The 17,190-nt window shown below is 58.3% G+C and carries 15 protein-coding genes; 12 read left to right on the top strand and 3 right to left on the bottom strand.

Features of this window, described 5'->3' with window-relative positions; translation table 11 throughout:
* Positions 1 to 688: 688 nt before the first annotated feature.
* Positions 689 to 1,936, bottom strand: a complete 1,248-nt coding sequence (locus BMX80_RS07805; RefSeq protein WP_074867031.1) for an OprD family porin — start codon at positions 1,934 to 1,936, stop codon at positions 689 to 691.
* Between the two features lie 262 nt (positions 1,937 to 2,198).
* Positions 2,199 to 3,002: a TatD family hydrolase gene (locus tag BMX80_RS07800; RefSeq protein ID WP_074867029.1), complete on the bottom strand. Its 804-nt coding sequence runs from the start codon at positions 3,000 to 3,002 to the stop codon at positions 2,199 to 2,201.
* A 155-nt stretch (positions 3,003 to 3,157) separates the two neighbouring features.
* Here BMX80_RS07800 and BMX80_RS07795 point away from each other — a divergent pair, with 155 nt between their 5' ends.
* Entirely contained in the window at positions 3,158 to 4,555 is a 1,398-nt protein-coding gene (locus BMX80_RS07795; protein WP_074867027.1) for an MltF family protein, read from the top strand.
* 51 nt (positions 4,556 to 4,606) lie between these two features.
* Here the strand turns inward: BMX80_RS07795 and BMX80_RS07790 are convergent, their stop codons facing one another.
* Complete coding sequence (locus BMX80_RS07790; RefSeq protein ID WP_074867026.1) at positions 4,607 to 5,842, bottom strand: HD-GYP domain-containing protein; 1,236 nt, start codon at positions 5,840 to 5,842, stop codon at positions 4,607 to 4,609.
* 241 nt (positions 5,843 to 6,083) lie between these two features.
* Here BMX80_RS07790 and flgB point away from each other — a divergent pair, with 241 nt between their 5' ends.
* The 11 genes from flgB (at position 6,084) to flgL (ending at position 17,164) form a co-directional block, all read left to right on the top strand.
* Positions 6,084 to 6,491 carry a flagellar basal body rod protein FlgB gene (flgB, locus tag BMX80_RS07785; RefSeq protein WP_074867024.1) on the top strand — a complete coding sequence of 136 codons (408 nt, stop codon included), beginning with the start codon at positions 6,084 to 6,086 and terminating at the stop codon, positions 6,489 to 6,491.
* An 11-nt stretch (positions 6,492 to 6,502) separates the two neighbouring features.
* Entirely contained in the window at positions 6,503 to 6,946 is a 444-nt protein-coding gene (gene flgC, locus BMX80_RS07780) for a flagellar basal body rod protein FlgC (RefSeq protein WP_074867022.1), read from the top strand.
* A gap of 10 nt (positions 6,947 to 6,956) precedes the next feature.
* Entirely contained in the window at positions 6,957 to 7,628 is a 672-nt protein-coding gene (gene flgD / locus BMX80_RS07775) for a flagellar hook assembly protein FlgD (protein WP_074867019.1), read from the top strand.
* Between the two features lie 23 nt (positions 7,629 to 7,651).
* Positions 7,652 to 8,980, top strand: coding sequence for a flagellar hook protein FlgE (gene flgE / locus BMX80_RS07770; RefSeq protein WP_074867017.1), 1,329 nt, complete (start codon positions 7,652 to 7,654; stop codon positions 8,978 to 8,980).
* Between the two features lie 253 nt (positions 8,981 to 9,233).
* On the top strand, positions 9,234 to 9,974 hold the full coding sequence (locus BMX80_RS07765) for a flagellar basal body rod protein FlgF (protein WP_071870437.1): 741 nt from the start codon (positions 9,234 to 9,236) through the stop codon (positions 9,972 to 9,974).
* 46 nt (positions 9,975 to 10,020) lie between these two features.
* Positions 10,021 to 10,806 (top strand): flagellar basal-body rod protein FlgG, encoded by a 786-nt coding sequence (flgG, locus tag BMX80_RS07760; RefSeq protein WP_074867015.1) that lies wholly within the window; start codon positions 10,021 to 10,023, stop codon positions 10,804 to 10,806.
* 23 nt (positions 10,807 to 10,829) lie between these two features.
* A complete protein-coding gene (gene flgH / locus BMX80_RS07755; RefSeq protein ID WP_074867013.1) occupies positions 10,830 to 11,543 on the top strand; it encodes a flagellar basal body L-ring protein FlgH in 714 nt (237 codons plus the stop codon).
* Between the two features lie 10 nt (positions 11,544 to 11,553).
* Positions 11,554 to 12,654: a flagellar basal body P-ring protein FlgI gene (locus tag BMX80_RS07750; protein ID WP_407922782.1), complete on the top strand. Its 1,101-nt coding sequence runs from the start codon at positions 11,554 to 11,556 to the stop codon at positions 12,652 to 12,654.
* Positions 12,655 to 12,664: 10 nt separating this feature from the next.
* Positions 12,665 to 13,825: a flagellar assembly peptidoglycan hydrolase FlgJ gene (gene flgJ, locus BMX80_RS07745; protein ID WP_074867007.1), complete on the top strand. Its 1,161-nt coding sequence runs from the start codon at positions 12,665 to 12,667 to the stop codon at positions 13,823 to 13,825.
* Between the two features lie 10 nt (positions 13,826 to 13,835).
* A complete protein-coding gene (flgK, locus tag BMX80_RS07740; protein WP_074867005.1) occupies positions 13,836 to 15,854 on the top strand; it encodes a flagellar hook-associated protein FlgK in 2,019 nt (672 codons plus the stop codon).
* Between the two features lie 11 nt (positions 15,855 to 15,865).
* On the top strand, positions 15,866 to 17,164 hold the full coding sequence (flgL, locus tag BMX80_RS07735; protein WP_074867003.1) for a flagellar hook-associated protein FlgL: 1,299 nt from the start codon (positions 15,866 to 15,868) through the stop codon (positions 17,162 to 17,164).
* The last annotated feature ends 26 nt before the right edge of the window (positions 17,165 to 17,190 follow it).

Below are 17,190 nucleotides of genomic sequence, written 5' to 3'. Positions count from 1 at the left end.
CTGATTTCGCCTCCCGGCGACTTACTATTCTTTGCGAAAGAATAGTAAGCACAAGAAACAGGCCCCCGCCATTGGCCCGGCTGCGCCGGGTTCCCTCGCTCCAGGCTTCTTCGGCTTTGGCATCCTGCGTCGCCCTAACTCCTGCATCCATGCAGTCGTCCAGAGGCCCAGCCCGAAGGGCCATCCATGGCCCATCGGGCTTTGCGCGGCATCCCTGCCGCTTAACCTCTTCCAGAAACCTTCCACTCGGCCTGCTGAAGGGGGCATTAGTGCAAGTCGATGGCTTGGCGGTTTGCAGGTTGAGCTACAAAAAATACTTAGCGAAGCCATCACTGATGGTGCGATTTGCACCAACTGCCCCTTTTATCCGGCTGAGTGCAGGCTGGCTGTAGTGGGGTAAGCCGCAGGGATGCGGCGCAAGCAGCGATGGGCTGGGGATAGCCCTTCGCCGTGGCCCCATGAAAGCCTGCCGGAGCGAAGGTATCCAGCGCATCTGGATCGGATAGTGGGGCGAGCGGTTTTGCGTACTTTTGCCAAGACAAAAGTGCGCCGCCCGGGTGGGCGGAACAAAAAGCTTCGGTATGCTCAGTAACTAGCTTGGCGACGTTGTTTGGCTCGGTGACTTAGAAGTCATCTAAATAAAAAACGCCGCACCGTTCTTTCAGTGCGGCGTTGTTCATTGAGTCGCTTACAACAGCGGAATGGTATAGCTAACAATCAAACGGTTCTCATCCAAATCCCCCGCAGCATCCGAGCGCACCATGGCATTGCGCCAACGGAAACCGAGATTCTTAAAAGTGCCTTCTTGAATCACATAGCTGATATCAATATCGCGTTCCCATTCTTGGGCGTTTTGGTGTTTGGCGGTTGAGAAGTTATCGCCTGTCACATAGCGGGCGAAGGCGGTTAGACCCGGTACGCCGTAGTCGGCAAAGTTAATGTCGTAACGCGCTTGCCACGATTGTTCGTCGGCGCGGGTGAAATCCAGAATCTGGATGTAGTTGACGATGTACGGATCGGTTTCTTGCAGGAAGGGGAAGGGGTTATCGCCGTCGCTGTCTTGATAGCCGAGGGTGAATTTATGCGCGCCGGTGGCGGCGCTTAAGTTCACTGAAGTCAGTTGGTTGTCGATTTTGCCGCCGAGTTGATTGCCGTTGTCGCTGGAGTCGAACCACGCGAGGTTGGCGGCCAGTGTCCAGTCGCCAATGGGTTGGTTGTGGATCAGGTTAAGCAGCTTTTGGTCGTAGATATCTTCCAGCTCGCCATACCAAGCGCCGACTTTGGTATTGCCGGTGATGGCGTAGTCGCCGCCGGCGAAGTTGTAGCGGTCGCTGCCTTTGCTGGTTTTGTAGTTGCTGGCGCGGATGTCTTCCATGTTGGTGGAGTCACGGAAGTTCACTTCGCGCAGCTGGCCGCCGTTGAGGCTCAGGCCTTCGATCTCCAGCGAGCTTAATTGGCCGCCATTAAAGTATTGCGGCAGCAGGCGCGAGTCGCCGGAGGCGACGATGGGCAGCTTGGGCATTAAACCGCCAATACGCAGCTCGGTTTTCGACAGTTTGGCTTTCACCGCGCCGGTGGCTTCGGAGTAGCTGCTCGGGCCTTCATCGCCAAAGCTGCTGGGCAGCAGGTTGGAGCCAGCGCGGTCGTCGCTGCTGCTGAGCTTCACCCCAAGGCCGGCGTAGACATCGACACCAAAGCCCACGGTGCCTTCGGTAAAGCCGGATTCGGCTTTGAGGATAAAACCTTGCGCCCATTCTTCGCGTTTGGATTGCGCGGTGGGGGCGACATCGCGGAAGTCACGGTTAAAGTAAAAATTGCGCAGTTGCAGGCTGGCTTTGCTGTCGTCAATAAAGTCGGCGTGGCTCACGGTGGGTAACAGTAAGCCTGCGCCGGCAAGGCCTAGGGCCACGGCACGTGCCAAGGGGGATCGTTGCATCTTGTTGTTCTCCTCGATCGATAAACGCGCTGCGAGCAGCGCAATAATTGGCGCAGGCAGTTAAGCATGACCGTATAGTCACGCGCCTTTAGACCTTCGGAGCAGGCAGTGTGAAAACTACTGCGCTTGGCTACGCAGCGTTAAAAACAGGCTCAAAATGCTCATTTACCGCACGTAAACTGCGCTTTTTCGCCTCTTTTTGCCTTGCCTAGCTTGCGCTCGCGACGTTTTCACACAGCCTGGGACGGGCGTTGGGTAGTGCTTACAGCGCCGGTAAGCGGAACAAGCTTTGCGCCGCTTGTGTGGTGTGCGCGCTGAGCTGCTCAAGGCTTTCGCCACGCAGGCGGGCGACTTCGCTGGCAATCCACGTGAGGTAGCGCGGCTCGTTACGGTTGGACTTCGGCTTAGGGCGCAGGCTGCGTGGCAGCAAGTAGGGGGCGTCGGTTTCCAGCAACAGGCGCCCGGCGGGGATGTCCTTAACCAGTGTTTGCAGGTGCAGGCCACGGCGTTCGTCGCAAATCCAGCCGGTGATGCCGATGTGCAGGTCGAGGTCGAGATAGGCATACAGCGCGGTTTTTTCGCCGGTAAAGCAATGCACCACGGCGGCGGGCAGGCTGTCGCGGTATTCGCGCAGAATGCCGAGCAGGCGCTCGCTGGCGTCGCGCTCGTGCAAAAACACCGGCTTGTTCAATTGGCAGGCAAGTTCTAGCTGGGCGTGCAGGGCGCTTTCTTGCTGCGGGCGCGGCGAGAAGTCGCGGTTAAAGTCCAGCCCGCATTCGCCTACCGCGGTGACACGTGCGTTGCTATGCAAAGCGTGAAGGTCACTTAAGGTGCTGCTGTGCCAGTCTTTGGCATCGTGCGGGTGAATGCCGGCGGTGCAGACCAAGTGCTGGCCGTGTGGGTCGAGTTGTTCGGCCAGCGTGAGCACGGCTTGGCTTTCGGCAAGGCTGGTGCCGGTGAGTACCCACTGTTTAACCCCGGCGGCTATGGCCTGTTCAAGCATCTCGGCTTCGCGGCCATGAAACTGGCTGTGGCTAAGATTGACGCCGATGTCGATCAGGTGCATGGTGCGCTCCGGCAGGGAAGTGGGCTTAAAAAGTGCGGCAGCTTAGCACGGCAAACGCCGTGAACCGGCTGGCACATAGGCTCACGCTGGCTGAACTTGCGTCGCGCATAGGTGTCTGTGCGTGGCGGGTGAATAATCGCAACGTGGATGAGCGCATGCGGGCATGGTTGGGCCTGTTGCTGGCGGTAATCGTGGCATGGCCTGCGCAGGCGCGGGTGGTCGAGCCGTTCGATCCGTGGCAACGCAATAGTCAGTGGCAGTTTCGTGATTTGGCCAGTATTCGCCAGAGCGGCGAATTGCGCGTGCTGGTTAACCAAAGCCGCAACAGCTCGGGCAAAGTGCGTGGGCAAACCATTGGGGTGGAAAGCCAACGTGCGGAAGCCTTTGTCGCCTTTTTAAACAGCGGCCAGCCTGCGCATAAACAGGTGCGCCTGCGGCTGATTCCCTTGCCCAAAGATGAGCTGGTCAAAGCCTTGCAGCAGCACCGTGGCGATCTGCTTGCCCCTGGCGAGCTAATGGACTTGCGCAAGCTGCCGGATGAATTGCGCCCCAGTCGACCGTACAAAATTCAAGTGCCGATGGTGTTGGTCAGCCACTACACCACGCGGCGTTATCAGCGTCTGGAACAACTGGCCGGCAAGGTGATGACCTTGCCGCGTGGCAGTGTCGCGGTGGCTGGCGTCGAGCGCCTCAACCGCTCGCTGCAAGAGCAGGGCCTTGACCCTGTGTTGCTCGATCAAGCCGATCCATCGCTGGCGGTGGAAGATGTGCTGGAGCTGGTGCACGCCGGCATTCTTGCCCACACCTGGGTTGAGCAGCCGATTGCCGAGCGCTGGCAGGGCGTACTGAAAAAGCTGCGTATCGATACCGGGTTAAGTCTGCCGGGCACGCACAATATGGTGTGGATTACCCCCGACAGTGCCACGGCGTTGCAGGGCCAGATCGACCGCTTTTTGCGCGACTATCAGCCCAGCGCGCAACAGGATGCGGCGTTTAAGCAGGTATATCAGCGTCTATACCGCGTGCATTATCCCTTGGGGCGTAACGACCGGGCGCGTTTGGCCAAGGTGCAGCCGGCATTACAGGCGGCGGAAAAAGCCACCGGCATCGATTGGTTAGCGCTGGCGGCGGTGGCCTATAAAGAGTCGAGCCTTAACCCGGCGGCCCGTGGGCAAGGCGGGGCGACGGGCTTAATGCAGGTCACGCCAGCGGCCGCGCGAGCGGTGGGTGTGGGCGACTACGCCAGCGCACAGGGCAGCGCCTTGGCCGGTGCTAAGTATTTAGCCAAGTTGCGCAAAGAGTTTTTTCAAAGCTCGAAGATACCCGAGCATGAGCGCTTGGCCTTTATGTTGGCCGCCTACAATATGGGGCCGCACCGCTTACAGGGCTTACGGGCTGAGGCGCGTAGGCGTGGGTTGAACCCGGATCGCTGGTTCTTCCATGTCGAGCGCGTGGCCATGGAGCAGCTCGGCATGGGCAACGTGAGCTATGTCAGCAGCGTGAATAAGTACTTTATTACTTTTGATCGTGAGCGCGATTTGCTGGAGCGCTAGATTTAAGGGCTACACGGCTCAATCACTGCGTATGACGGGTGAAGAGTAGGCCTAACCAAACAGCGAAATCCGCCCCTTTCTTGCACCACTCCACAGTTCATCAAAATGCGGAAAACCCCAGTCTTCGGGCGTTTCGCGGCTGATGATTTTCTCTGGGTTGTTGCCACGGCTTAAGTCGATGATTTCTTGCGGCACCGCGGTGCGGTTGGTGCTGGAGAAAAACACTTTCACCTTGGGTGTGAGCAGCGAGTCGTTATGTTGCTCCAGCACCACGGCTAAGCGCCCGCTGCTGAGTTTGACCAGCGAGCCGGTGGGGTACACGCCCATGGCTTTAACCAGCGCGTTAAACATTTTCTCGTCAAAGTGACCGGCGAATTTGGCCATTTGCGTGAGGGCGCTGGCTGGTGAGCAGCCGTTTTTATACGGCCGGTCGCAGGTTAAGGCGTCGTACACATCACACACATGGCACAGGCGTGGCAGCAGGCTGATGCGTTCGCCGCTTAAGTGTTCGGGGTAGCCGCCGCCGTCCATTTGTTCGTGGTGGTGCAGGCAAACGTCTTGCAAAACTGGGTCGTCGATGCCCAGTTGGGCGAGCAGTTCTGCACCACGGGCGGTGTGCTCTTGCAGCATCAGGCTGTCGATACGGCTCAATTCGCCGGGGCTGTTAAGCAGCTTGGCTGGCATCAGGGTTTCGCCCAAATCGTGCAGTAGTCCGGCCAGCGCAATGCGTTCCCACAGGGCTTCTGGCAGGCCTAACCGCTTGGCTACCAACACCATTAAGGCGCTCACGCCCAAGGCATGCAGCTGGGCGTATTCATCGGCGCGGCGCAGGCGGGTAAGGCTGATTAGCGCATGCGGATGGCGGTCGAGCGAGGCGCAAATGCCGGTGGATAGCTCATCCAGCAGGGCTTTATCTAAGGGCTGCCCAGCGCGGGCCAGGTTGAAGTTTTCTTGCAGCACGCTTTTGGCAAAGCTGCACAGGCGCATGGCGCGGTCTTGCTCGTCGGCAAACTCGATTACTTTCGGCGCTTCGGGTTTGCCATTTATCGCGCGTGGTAATGGCTCGGGTAGCGGTGGTAGTTCGAGGTCGTCGTCTTCGAGATCGAGCCCTTTGCGGGTGTCGATCACCACGCTTTTTAGTGCACTGCCGCGCAGGCGTTTTAAGTCGCGCGGGTTATCAAGCAGAAAACGCGGCTTCCAAAACGGGTGATCCATCCACGCGCCACACAGTTCGTGGATGTACATGCCTTGGATAACGGCGTCTTTGGGAATGCGCTTGTAGGCCATGCCGTGCGGTCTATTAGGGAAGTACTGGCAATGTAGTGTCATCGGCCTTGAGCGGCAATGCTTTACCGCAATCCTTGCCACCCAAGCCTTGCCGAGGGCGGAAAGGCCTTGCCGCTTTGCCGCATAAATGGCTATGCATTTCAGCTAACAGATTGAAAAATAAGCATAAATATTTGTGGCACGGTGGTTGCTAAATCATTGCTAACAGCGACTTAGCCCTTGCGGCAACAGGATGACGGCAATGAGCATTTCTTTCGACAAGGCCCTTGGTATTCATCAGCAGGCACTGTCTTTCCGCTCGCAGCGTGCTGGTGTATTGGCCAACAACTTGGCCAACGCCGACACCCCGCATTTCCGTGCCCGTGATCTGGAGTTCTCGGCCGTGCTGGCCGAGCAAGCCGCCAAGCGCAGTCAACCGGGTTTTGCCATGCAGACCACCAACGCGCGGCACTTAAGCGTAGAAAGCCTGCCCACCGGCGAAGGCGCCTTGCGCTACCGCAACCCGTTGGGCGCCTCGGTGGATGACACCAGTGTGGATGTGCACGTGGAGCAAGCGGCCTACGCGCAAAACGCGGTGGATTTTCAAGCCAGCTTTACCTTTTTAAACAGTAAGTTCAAAGGGCTGATCAGCGCCCTGCGCGGCGAGTAAGGAGTTAAGCCATGAGCCTGTCCAGCGTCTTCAATATTGCCGGTAGCGCCATGAGCGCGCAGACCGTGCGCTTAAACACCACCGCCAGCAACATCGCCAACGCCGAGTCGGTGAGCAGCAATCGCGACGAAACCTACCGCGCGCGCCACCCGGTGTTTGCCGTGCAGATGCAAGAGGCGTTAAACGGCGGCTCGCAGTCGCTGTTTGCCCGCGACGAGCAAGCCGGGCGCGGCGTGCAGGTGCTGGGTGTGGTGGAGTCCGACGAGTCTTTGATGCCGCGCTACGAGCCCAATCACCCAGCGGCCGACGAACAAGGCTACGTGTATTACCCGAATGTGAATGTGGTGGAAGAGATGGCCAACATGATCTCCGCCAGCCGCAGTTTTCAGACCAGTGCGGAAATGATGAACACCGCCAAAAGCATGATGCAGCGTGTGCTGACATTGGGTCAGTAAGGAGCCGGCCATGACATCGGTAAATGCCACCAGTTCAGTGCTCGATCAGTTTGCGATTCAGCAGCGTGAACAAAAAGGCGGCGATCTGGGCAAGAACGAGTTCTTGGAATTGCTGGTCACCCAGCTGAATAACCAAGACCCGCTGTCGCCGCAGGAAAACGGCGAATTTATCGCCCAGTTAGCGCAGTTCAGCAGTCTTGAGGGGATCGAAAACCTCAACAAGACCATGACCAGCATGCTCGGCAGTTTCAACTCATCGCAGGCGCTACAGGCTTCCAGTCTGGTGGGGCGCTCGGTGATCGTGCCGGCCACCACGGCGCAAGTAGACACGCAGAACACCTTTAAGGGCTCGATGAACCTGCCGTACTACAGCCCCAATGCCTACGTGAATATTTACGACAGCGCAGGCTCAGTGGTGAACCGAGTCAACTTAGGTGCCCAGCAAGCTGGCCAAGTCAGCTTTATGTGGGACGGCATGGATAGCAGCGGCAATAAGCTGCCGCCCGGCAAATACCGCTTCGAGGCCGAGGCGTATATCGAAGGCGAGCCCTATGCCTTGCAGACCTACCTGCCGGCCAACGTTGATAGCGTCACCTTGGGGCAGAACGGCGGTGAGATGCAGTTGAATCTGGCGGGCATCGGCTTAGTGCCGTTGTCAAAAGTACAAGTGATCGGTCAGTGATCGGGCAGTAAGAGGATAGAACCATGGCATTTAATACAGGTTTAAGCGGTATTCGCGCTGCTTCCAGTGACCTCAACGTAACCGGTAACAACATCGCTAACGCCGGCACCGTGGGTTTTAAACAGTCGCGGGCCGAGTTCGCCGATGTGTATGCGGCGTCCACCACGGGCAGCGGTAGCATTCCTAAGGGCAGTGGCGTGTTGCTCTCGGATGTGTCGCAGCTGTTTAACCAAGGCAACATTAACTTCACTCAGAACAGCCTTGATTTAGCGATTAACGGCAACGGCTTCTTTGTCACCAGCAACAACGGTGAGGTCACCTACACCCGCGCTGGTTATTTTGGTACCGACCGCGAAGGCTACATGGTGAATAACTTCGGTTATCGCTTACAGGGCTACGGGGCCGACGCCAACGGCAACGTGATCAACGGCGTGCGTACCGACTTGCGCGTGGATACCGCCAGCCAAGCGCCGCGAGCGACCACAGGCGTTACGCAAGGTATGAACCTGAATGCCGCCAGCACGGTGCCCACCTTGTATAACGATGCGTACACCACCGCTGGTGGTGGTGCGGCCGGTTTAGCCGCAGCGCGCGCGGTGTTTGACCCGACCAACCCGCAAACCTATAACTCGGCGACGTCCGTTAATGTGTACGACAGTTTAGGTAACTCCCACGTGTTGTCGCAGTACTACGTGCTGCAGCCGGGCACCACCAATACCTGGGATGTGTACATGACGTTGGATGGCACGGCGCTGCACGACACCGCGCCGCAGGTGCCGATGTTTACCACGCAGTACTCATCCTCTGGTGCGATCACGGCAACGACACCGCTTTCAGCCAATGCCTCGGCGGGTGTGGCGGCCGGCATCATTGGCATTAACGCGCCGCTGACTAACGGTGCGGCTACGCCGCTGACCTTTAACTTCGATATCCGCAATAGCAGTCAGTATGCGGCGGCGTTTGCGGTCAACCGTGTGGTGCAAGATGGCTACACCACCGGTGAGTTGTCGGGGCTTGAAATTGACGACACCGGCATTGTGTTTGCCCGTTACACCAACGGTCAGTCGCGCGTGCAAGGGCAGGTCATCTTGGCCAGTTTTGCCAACGTGCAGGGCTTAACGCCGATTGGTAAAACTGCTTGGGCCGAGTCGTTTAGTTCTGGCCCCGCTGTAGAGGGCACTCCGCGTACCGGCACCTTGGGTGCTTTGCAGTCTGGTGCGTTGGAGCAATCTAACGTCGAGCTGTCGGATGAGCTGGTCAACCTGATCGTCGCCCAGCGTAACTATCAGGCCAACGCCAAAACCATCCAGACCGAAGACACCGTCACCCAAACGCTGATTAACATTCGTTAAGCCACAATCGCCCTAGGTGCTGGGTTATTCAGTGCCTAGGGCGTTTTCTCTGCTCTATTTATCTCGCCTGAAACGGCTTGCCGCTTGCGGCAGACGCCTGCCGCCTTTCTCGCTGTGACTGCCTGTGCTGGCGTCATTCCTTGAAATAAATCCATATAAATCAGCACGTTGCGAAATATTTCGGCATTGGCATAGGCCTTGCTCTACTCCTTGTACGTGATTCCAGCCCGTGGGCTGACGAGGAGGACAAGCCGTGGACCGAATGCTCTATGTAGCCATGACCGGCGCCCAGCAAAACACCCTGGCACAACGTGCCCATGCCAATAACTTGGCCAACGTAAATACCTCAGGGTTTCGTCGCGACTTCGAGCAAGCGCGCGCCATGCAGGTATTTGGCCCCGGCTACCCCAGCCGCGTGATGAGCATGAGCGAGCGCCCCGGCACCGATTTACAGCCCGGCAGCTTGCAAGAAACCGGACGCGATCTGGACATTGCCATCAGCGGCAAAGGCTGGGTGGCCGTGCAGGCGCCGGATGGCAGCGAGGCTTACGTGCGCACCGCCAGCATGATCATCGATGCCGTGGGCATGCTGCGCACCGGCGATGGTTTGCCGGTGATGGGCAATGCCGGCCCGGTGGCGTTGCCGCCGGAGCAGAAAGTCGAGATCGGTTTAGACGGCACCATCAGCATTCGTGGCGCTGGCGAAGCACCCAGCGTGGTGTCGGAAGTCGAGCGCATCAAGTTGGTGATGCCCGAAGACGACCAGCTGGAAAAAGGCCCCGATGGCCTGATGCGCCTTAAAGAAGGTGGCGAACTGCTCGCCGACGGCGCGGTGCGCATGACGTCCGGCTTCTTAGAAAGCAGCAATGTGAATGCGGTGGAGGAGATGACCTCGATCCTCTCGCTGTCACGTCAGTTCGAGCTGAACGTGAAGATGATGCGCACCGCCGAAGACAACGCACGTTCGATGGAACGGGTCTTGCAGATTAGCTAATTAACCAATTCGGCTGACAGAAAAACGTCGCCGCAAGGAGTTCAACATGATTCCGGCACTGTGGGTGAGTAAGACAGGTCTGCAAGCGCAAGACATCAACTTAAACACCATCGCCAACAACCTGGCTAACGTCTCGACCACCGGCTTTAAGCGTGATCGCGCCGAGTTTGAAGACTTGATCTACCAGATCCGTCGTCAGCCCGGCGGCCAGTCTAGCCAAGACAGCCAGTTGCCCTCCGGCTTGCAGCTCGGTACCGGTGTGCGCGTGACCGGCACGCAAAAGGTGTTCACCACCGGCAGCTTGCAAACCACTGAGCAGCCGCTGGATCTGGCGATTAACGGCCGCGGTTTCTTTCAGATTCTGTTGCCTGACGGCACCTTGGGTTACAGCCGCGACGGTAGTTTTCATTTGAGCTCCGACGGCCAGCTGGTCACCTCGCAAGGCTTCTCGCTGGAGCCGGCCATTGTCGTGCCGCCAGAAGTGCAAACCTTTACCGTGGGTGAAGACGGCACTGTGTCGGTCACCACATTCGGCAACCCCACACCGCAGGTGATCGGCAATATTCAAACCGCCGACTTTATTAACCCGGCCGGTTTGCAGGCCTACGGCAATAACCTGTTTTTAGAAACCGCTGCCAGCGGCGCGCCGCAGCCCAACACCCCCGGCCTAAATGGCTTGGGGCAGATTCTGCAAAACACCTTGGAAAACTCCAACGTCAGCGTGGTGGAAGAGTTGGTGAACATGATCACCACCCAGCGCGCCTACGAGATGAACTCCAAGGTGATCTCCACCTCCGACCAGATGCTGGCTTACATCAGTCAGAACCTGTAAGGCGTAACGAGTAGGTGAAGGCCATGAACCGTGTACTTGTTGTTATTGCTCTGATTGCCTCGCTGGCTGGCTGCGTAAGCCCGCCACCTAAGCCTGATGATCCTGCGTGGGCGCCTGTGCTACCACGCACGCCGGTGGCGCCGGAGGTGAATAACGGCGCTATTTATCAAGCCGGTTTTGGCATGAACTTGTACGACGACCGTAAGGCCTATCGCGTGGGCGACATCATCACCATCACCTTGAATGAAAAAATGGCCGCCAGCAAAAAAGCCGACTCGGAAATCGACAAGAAAAGCACCACCAACATTGGCGTGCCGACCATTTTAGGTATGACGGTAGCGCCGAAAAACCCGCTCTCAGGCTTAGGTTTTTTGGGCGCGGAAAACGACCGCTTGGGGCTTAACAGCAGTTATACCGGTACGCGTGCTTTCGAGGGCGAGAGTGCTGCAGGGCAGAGCAACAGCCTGACTGGCTCGATCACGGTGACCGTGGCCGATGTGATGCCCAATGGCGTGCTGGCGATACGCGGCGAGAAGTGGCTAACGCTGAACACCGGCGATGAGCTGATCCGTATTCAAGGCCTAGTGCGTGCCGATGACATCGCGCAAGACAACACTGTGCCCTCGACCCGCGTGGCCGATGCGCGCATCACCTATTCCGGCACCGGCGCGTTTGCCAATGCCAGCCAGCCGGGTTGGCTGGACCGTTTCTTCCTAAGCCCGCTGTGGCCGTTCTGAGGACATGCTCATGTGGCGTTTTCTGTGCACCGTGTTGTTGTCGCTGAGCCTCGTGCCCAGCGTGCAGGCTGAGCGCCTAAAAGACTTGGCGAGCATCCAAGGCGTGCGCAGTAACCAGTTGATTGGTTACGGCTTAGTGGTGGGCTTAAACGGCACCGGCGACCAAACCACGCAGACGCCGTTTACCCTGCAAACCTTTAACAACATGCTGGCGCAGTTCGGCATTAAGGTGCCCACCGGCGGCAACGCGCAGCTGAAAAACGTCGCGGCGGTGTCGATTCATGCTGAGCTGCCGGCCTTTGCCAAGCCGGGGCAGACCATCGATGTGACGATTTCCTCGATTGGTAACGCCAAGAGCCTGCGTGGCGGCAGTCTGCTGATGACCCCGCTTAAAGGGATCGACGGCAATGTCTACGCCATCGCGCAGGGTAATTTAGTGGTCGGCGGCTTCGATGCCAGCGGCGCCGATGGCTCGCGCATCACCGCCAATATCCCTTCAGCCGGGCGCATTCCTGCCGGTGCCACGGTAGAGCGCGCCGTGCCCAGCCCATTTGCCCAAGGCGATAGCCTGACGCTGAACCTTAATCGTGCCGACTTCACCACCGCCAAGCGCATCGTCGATCGGATTAACGAATTGCTAGGCCCGGGCGTGGCACAGGCGCTGGACGCTACTTCGATTCGCGTCAGCGCGCCGCGTGACCCCGGTCAGCGGGTTGATTACCTGTCGATTCTGGAAAATCTCGAAGTCGAGCCCGGCCAAGCCATGGCCAAAGTCATTATTAACTCGCGTACCGGCACCATAGTGATCGGCCAGAACGTGCGCGTCTCGCCAGCCGCCGTCACCCACGGCAGCCTGACCGTCACCATCACCGAAGACCCCTTGGTGAGTCAGCCGGATGCCTTATCAGGCGGGCAAACCGCCGTAGTGCCGCGCTCGCGGGTGGGTGTGGATGAAGAGGCCAAGCCGATGTTCAAGTTCGGCCCCGGCACCACGCTGGACGAAATTGTGCGCGCGGTGAATTTGGTCGGCGCTGCCCCCAGCGACTTGATGGCCATTCTCGAAGCGCTGAAGCAGGCCGGTGCCCTACAGGCCGACCTGATTGTGATCTGAGGTACTTGTTATGAGCATCGACTACGACGTGAACGCCAGCTACACCGACCTCAACCGGCTTAATAAGCTCAAGGTCGGCGACGGCAAAAACTCGCTGGAGAACATCACCCGCGTGGCGCGTGAGTTCGAGTCGCTGTTCGTCAACGAAATGATGAAGGCTATGCGTAAGGCCAACGAAGTCTTTAGCGAAGACAACTACCTCAACAGCAAAGAAACCAAGTTTTACCAAGACATGTACGACCAGCAGCTGTCGGTGTCGCTGGCGCAAAAGCCCGGTATTGGCTTGGCCGATGTGCTGGTGCGGCAGATGAGCCAGCTGCAAGAAGGCGTGAAGCGCGCTAATCCGTTCCCGCAGATGGCCAGCGGCACTGCCCCCGAAGCGGTGGCCGATAGCGGCAAAAACCTTAGCCGCAAGAAACTGGTGGCTATGCCAGAAAGCGGCCGCGATGACTCGGGTTTGCTTAATCAGCGCCGCTTGAGCTTGCCGGGCAAACTGACCGATCGCTTGTTGGCCGGCATTGTGCCGCCAGAACAAGCCGCCGATGCTGCGGCAACTAACCCCAATGCCGCACAAGCCTTTGCCGCGCCAAAAGAGCCAGCGCTCAGCTCGAGCGATATTTTCCAAGGTCGTCGCCTGGCCCAGCCGCCGTTGGCGCCGAGTAAGTCGGCGTTTAGTTCGCCGCAAGATTTCGTTCAGCACATGCTGCCGATGGCCGAGCAAGCCGCGCAGGAGCTGGGTGTCGAGGCGCGCTTCTTAGTCGCCCAAGCGGCGCTAGAAACCGGCTGGGGCAAACACATGATCCGCACTGGCGAAGGCAAGAGCAGCCATAACCTGTTCGGCATCAAAACCCACAACAGTTGGGAAGGCGATTCGGCGCGGGTGGTGACCACCGAGTTCGTTGGCGGTAAGCGCGAGCGGCAAGTAGCGCAGTTCCGCGCCTACGACAGCTACGCCGACAGCTTTAACGACTACGTGAGCTTTCTAAAGAGCAATCCGCGCTATCAAGAAGCGCTGAGCCTGGCCGATAACGGTGATGTCTACGCACGCGAACTGCAAAAGGCCGGCTACGCCACCGACCCGCAGTACGCGCGCAAGATCTCTCAAATCGCCCGGCAGATGCAGACTTACACCCAGATCGCTGCTGCCACTGGCAACACGCCGGCCGGTTGAGGACTAAACCATGGCGGACTTACTCAATATCGGCTTGTCAGGCTTGGCAGCCAGCAAAAACTCTCTGACGGTGACCGGTCATAACATCGCCAACGTCAGCACGCCTGGGTTTTCTCGCCAAGAAACACAAAACGCCACGCGCTTGCCGCAGTTCTCCGGCGCCGGTTACGTGGGCTCAGGGGTAAGCACGGCGAATATCCGCCGGATTGCCTCTGAGTTATTAGTCAGCCAGCTGCGCAGCGCCACCAGCCTAGACAGCCAGCTGGCCAACTATCGCAGCCAAATCGAACAGATCGACTCGCTGCTGGCTAACAGTCAAACCGGCATCACTCCCGGCTTGCAGAAATTTTTCTCCGCCGTGCAAGTGGCCGCCGAAGACCCCGGCTCAGTCGCCGGGCGCCAGCTGCTGCTGTCCGAGGCGCAAGGCTTGGCCAAGCGCTTTAATACCGTGTACGAGCAGCTGGATAAGCAAAACAGCTTCGTCAATCAGCAGTTAGTGGCCGTGACCGACAAGGTCAACCGCTTTGCCGAGAGCATTGCCCAGTACAACGATGCCATTGCCTTGGCCAAAGCCAACGGTAAAGAGCCCAATGACTTGCTCGACGCCCGCGAAGAAGTCATGCGTCAGCTGTCGCAGTTGGTCGGCATCAATGCTGTGGAGCAAGACGACGGCGCGATGAATATCTTCGTCGGTTCCGGCCAGCCGTTAGTGGTCGGCACCACCGCCGCCAAGCTCAGCGCGACACCCAGCCGCGAAGACCCGAGCAAGTTCAACGTTAACTTTATTTCCGGCGCCAGTACGCAAGATGTCACCTCACTGCTGACCGGCTCGGGCGGGGAAATCGGCGGCCTGCTGCAATTCCGTGCCGAAGTGTTGGATGAAACCTACAACAGCCTCGGGCGGCTTTCGATTGCCATTGCCGACCGGGTGAATGATCAGCTGGGGCAGGGCATCGACCTGCGCGGTCAGCCGGGTGCCGAGCTATTTCGTAGCGTGAATGACCCACTGGCGGCGCGCTTGCGGGTGCTGGCGCAACCGGCTAACACCGGCACCGGCCAGCTGAATCTGACCATCACGGACTCCAGCCAGCTGACCCTCAGTGATTACGAATTCGAAGTGACTGCCACGGGTTACACCGTGCGCCGTCTGAGCGATCAGTCGGCGGTGTCCAGCGGTGCCTTGCCGGCGATACCCGGTAGCATCACCTTTGATGGCGTGAGCCTTAACCTGCAAAGTGGCACCTTTAACGTCGGCGATCAGTTCACTTTGCAGCCCACTCGGCGCGGTGCCACCGACATTGCGCGGCAGCTCGATCAAGCCGATCAGTTGGCCTTTGCCGGCCCCGGCAAAGGTGAGGCAACCATCACCAATAGCGGCAATGGCACGCTGGGCCCGGTCAAACTCACCAGTGGCCCTAGCCCGATTGTGATCAGCCAATTAACCGGCGCGGCCGGCTTCTTTGGCACTGGCGGCATCAACCTAACCTTTGATGCCGGCACCAATCAGCTGACCTTAGCCGGCTCTGGCTCCGGCGCGGGCTTTGTGCCCGGCGGTGCGACCACCACCATTACTCCCGGGCAGACCAATACTCTGACGGTGAGCGACGGCACCTACACCTTTGAATTCACCCTAAGCGGCGTGCCGCAAACGGCGGATACCTTCCGCCTTAACTTCAACGCCAATGGTGTGTCGAATAACTTAAATGGTCTTGAGTTGGTGGGTTTGCAATCCAAAGCCACCATTGGGGTTGATCCGTTAGCGCCGAATACCACTGGGGCAAGTTTTACCGATGGTTACGGCGATTTGGTCGAGCGCGTGGGTACGCTCACCAGTCAGGCGCGCATTAATAACGAGGCGAGCCAGATCATCCTTAAGCAAGCGGCGGATAACCGCGACTCGCTGTCGGCGGTGAACCTCGATGAAGAGGCCGCCAACTTAGTGCAGTTCCAACAGTATTACCAAGCGGCGGCGCAGTTGATTCAAGTTGCCCGCTCAACGTTCGATACCCTTATTGGCACCTTTAGGTAACGAGGCCCGCTATGCGTATCTCCACGGTTCAGGCCTTTAACAACGCCATCTCAGGCTTGCAGCGTAACTACGCCGATCTCACCCGCTCGCAAGAGCAGATCAGCACCGGCAAACGCATCCTGACCCCCGCCGACGACCCGGTCGCCGCCGCACGCTTGCTGCAGTTAGAGCAAGAGAAGTCGCTGTATGACCAGTTTCAAGCCAATCTGACCGCGGCAAATAATAGCCTGACCCAAGAAGAAAGCATCCTTACTTCCATCGACAACGTGATGCAGCGGGTGCGCGAAATTGCCGTACAGGCAGGCAATGGTGCGCAAGACCGTACCGATAAAGCGGCGCTGGCCAAAGAGTTGCGCGAGCGTGAAGAAGAGTTGCTGAACCTGCTCAATAGCCGCAATGCGCGTGGCGAGTATTTGTTTGCCGGTAACTTGGGCAAAACCGAGCCGTTCTTTTTTGATGGCACTAACTCTGCCGGCCCCTACCTGTATCAGGGCGATGAAGGGCAGCGCGAAATCCAAATTGCCAGTAGCACCTTTGTGCCGATTAACGACAACGGCAAGGTGTTGTTTGAGAACAGCTTTAACGCCAACCGGGTGACCACGGCAGCAGCAGGGGCAAACACCGGCGCCGGCCGCATTTCGCTGGGTATTGTTGAAGATAAAATTGCCTACGACAGCGTTTTCCCACGCAGTAACCCGCCGGCTGCCACCGATGGCATGGCGGTTTACTTCACCAGCGACCGTGACTATGTGATTTACGATCAGGCTAACCCGCCGCTTTCTGGTTTGCCGCCAACCCTGCCGGATGCCAACGTGTTACAGGTGGGGCAATTGGATGACAATCCCAATGAGTCGGATACGATTCGTTACGGTGGCGTGCGGGTGCAGTTTGATGGGGTGCCGGTTGCCGGGGATAGCTTCACGATCAATCGCAACCCCACTTTAGAAAAGCGCAGCTTGCTCAATACGGTGTACGACCTGCGCGTTGCGCTGGAAAACGCCCAAGATAATCCGGCGGGCAATCTGGCCGTGCGTGATGCGGTGGCGGTCGCCATCACCAATGTCGATAACGTCTACAGCAAAGTGCTTGAGGGGCGTGGTGAGATTGGTGCGCGGCTGAATGTGGTGGAGTCCACCGAGTTTTTTAATCAAGACGTCACCCTCATCAACCAAGGCGTGCAGTCTGATTTGCGTGATCTCGACTATGCCGATGCGCTGTCGCGCTTGTCTTACCAAGAGATCATTTTGCAGGCCTCGCAGCAAAGCTTTGTGCGCATCAGCAGCCTGAGCTTGTTTGATGTCCTCAGATAATTTTTAGTCGCTTGGCCTAGTTAGTG

It is taken from the genome of Atopomonas hussainii (genome assembly GCF_900109735.1).
Taxonomy (GTDB): Bacteria; Pseudomonadota; Gammaproteobacteria; order Pseudomonadales; family Pseudomonadaceae; genus Atopomonas; species Atopomonas hussainii.
This window is presented reverse-complemented; position numbering and strand designations above follow the sequence as displayed.

Bases quoted from the DNA above. Each gene is read 5' to 3' on its own strand.
- flgJ (WP_074867007.1), top strand. From the start codon at position 12,665: ATGAGCATCGACTACGACGTGAACGCCAGCTACACCGACCTCAACCGG.
- flgK (WP_074867005.1), top strand. From the start codon at position 13,836: ATGGCGGACTTACTCAATATCGGCTTGTCAGGCTTGGCAGCCAGCAAA.
- BMX80_RS07790 (WP_074867026.1), bottom strand. From the start codon at position 5,842: ATGGCCTACAAGCGCATTCCCAAAGACGCCGTTATCCAAGGCATGTAC.
- flgL (WP_074867003.1), top strand. From the start codon at position 15,866: ATGCGTATCTCCACGGTTCAGGCCTTTAACAACGCCATCTCAGGCTTG.
- BMX80_RS07750 (WP_407922782.1), top strand. From the start codon at position 11,554: ATGTGGCGTTTTCTGTGCACCGTGTTGTTGTCGCTGAGCCTCGTGCCC.
- BMX80_RS07800 (WP_074867029.1), bottom strand. From the start codon at position 3,002: ATGCACCTGATCGACATCGGCGTCAATCTTAGCCACAGCCAGTTTCAT.
- flgB (WP_074867024.1), top strand. From the start codon at position 6,084: ATGAGCATTTCTTTCGACAAGGCCCTTGGTATTCATCAGCAGGCACTG.
- BMX80_RS07805 (WP_074867031.1), bottom strand. From the start codon at position 1,936: ATGCAACGATCCCCCTTGGCACGTGCCGTGGCCCTAGGCCTTGCCGGC.
- BMX80_RS07795 (WP_074867027.1), top strand. From the start codon at position 3,158: ATGCGGGCATGGTTGGGCCTGTTGCTGGCGGTAATCGTGGCATGGCCT.
- flgD (WP_074867019.1), top strand. From the start codon at position 6,957: ATGACATCGGTAAATGCCACCAGTTCAGTGCTCGATCAGTTTGCGATT.
- flgE (WP_074867017.1), top strand. From the start codon at position 7,652: ATGGCATTTAATACAGGTTTAAGCGGTATTCGCGCTGCTTCCAGTGAC.
- flgG (WP_074867015.1), top strand. From the start codon at position 10,021: ATGATTCCGGCACTGTGGGTGAGTAAGACAGGTCTGCAAGCGCAAGAC.
- flgC (WP_074867022.1), top strand. From the start codon at position 6,503: ATGAGCCTGTCCAGCGTCTTCAATATTGCCGGTAGCGCCATGAGCGCG.
- flgH (WP_074867013.1), top strand. From the start codon at position 10,830: ATGAACCGTGTACTTGTTGTTATTGCTCTGATTGCCTCGCTGGCTGGC.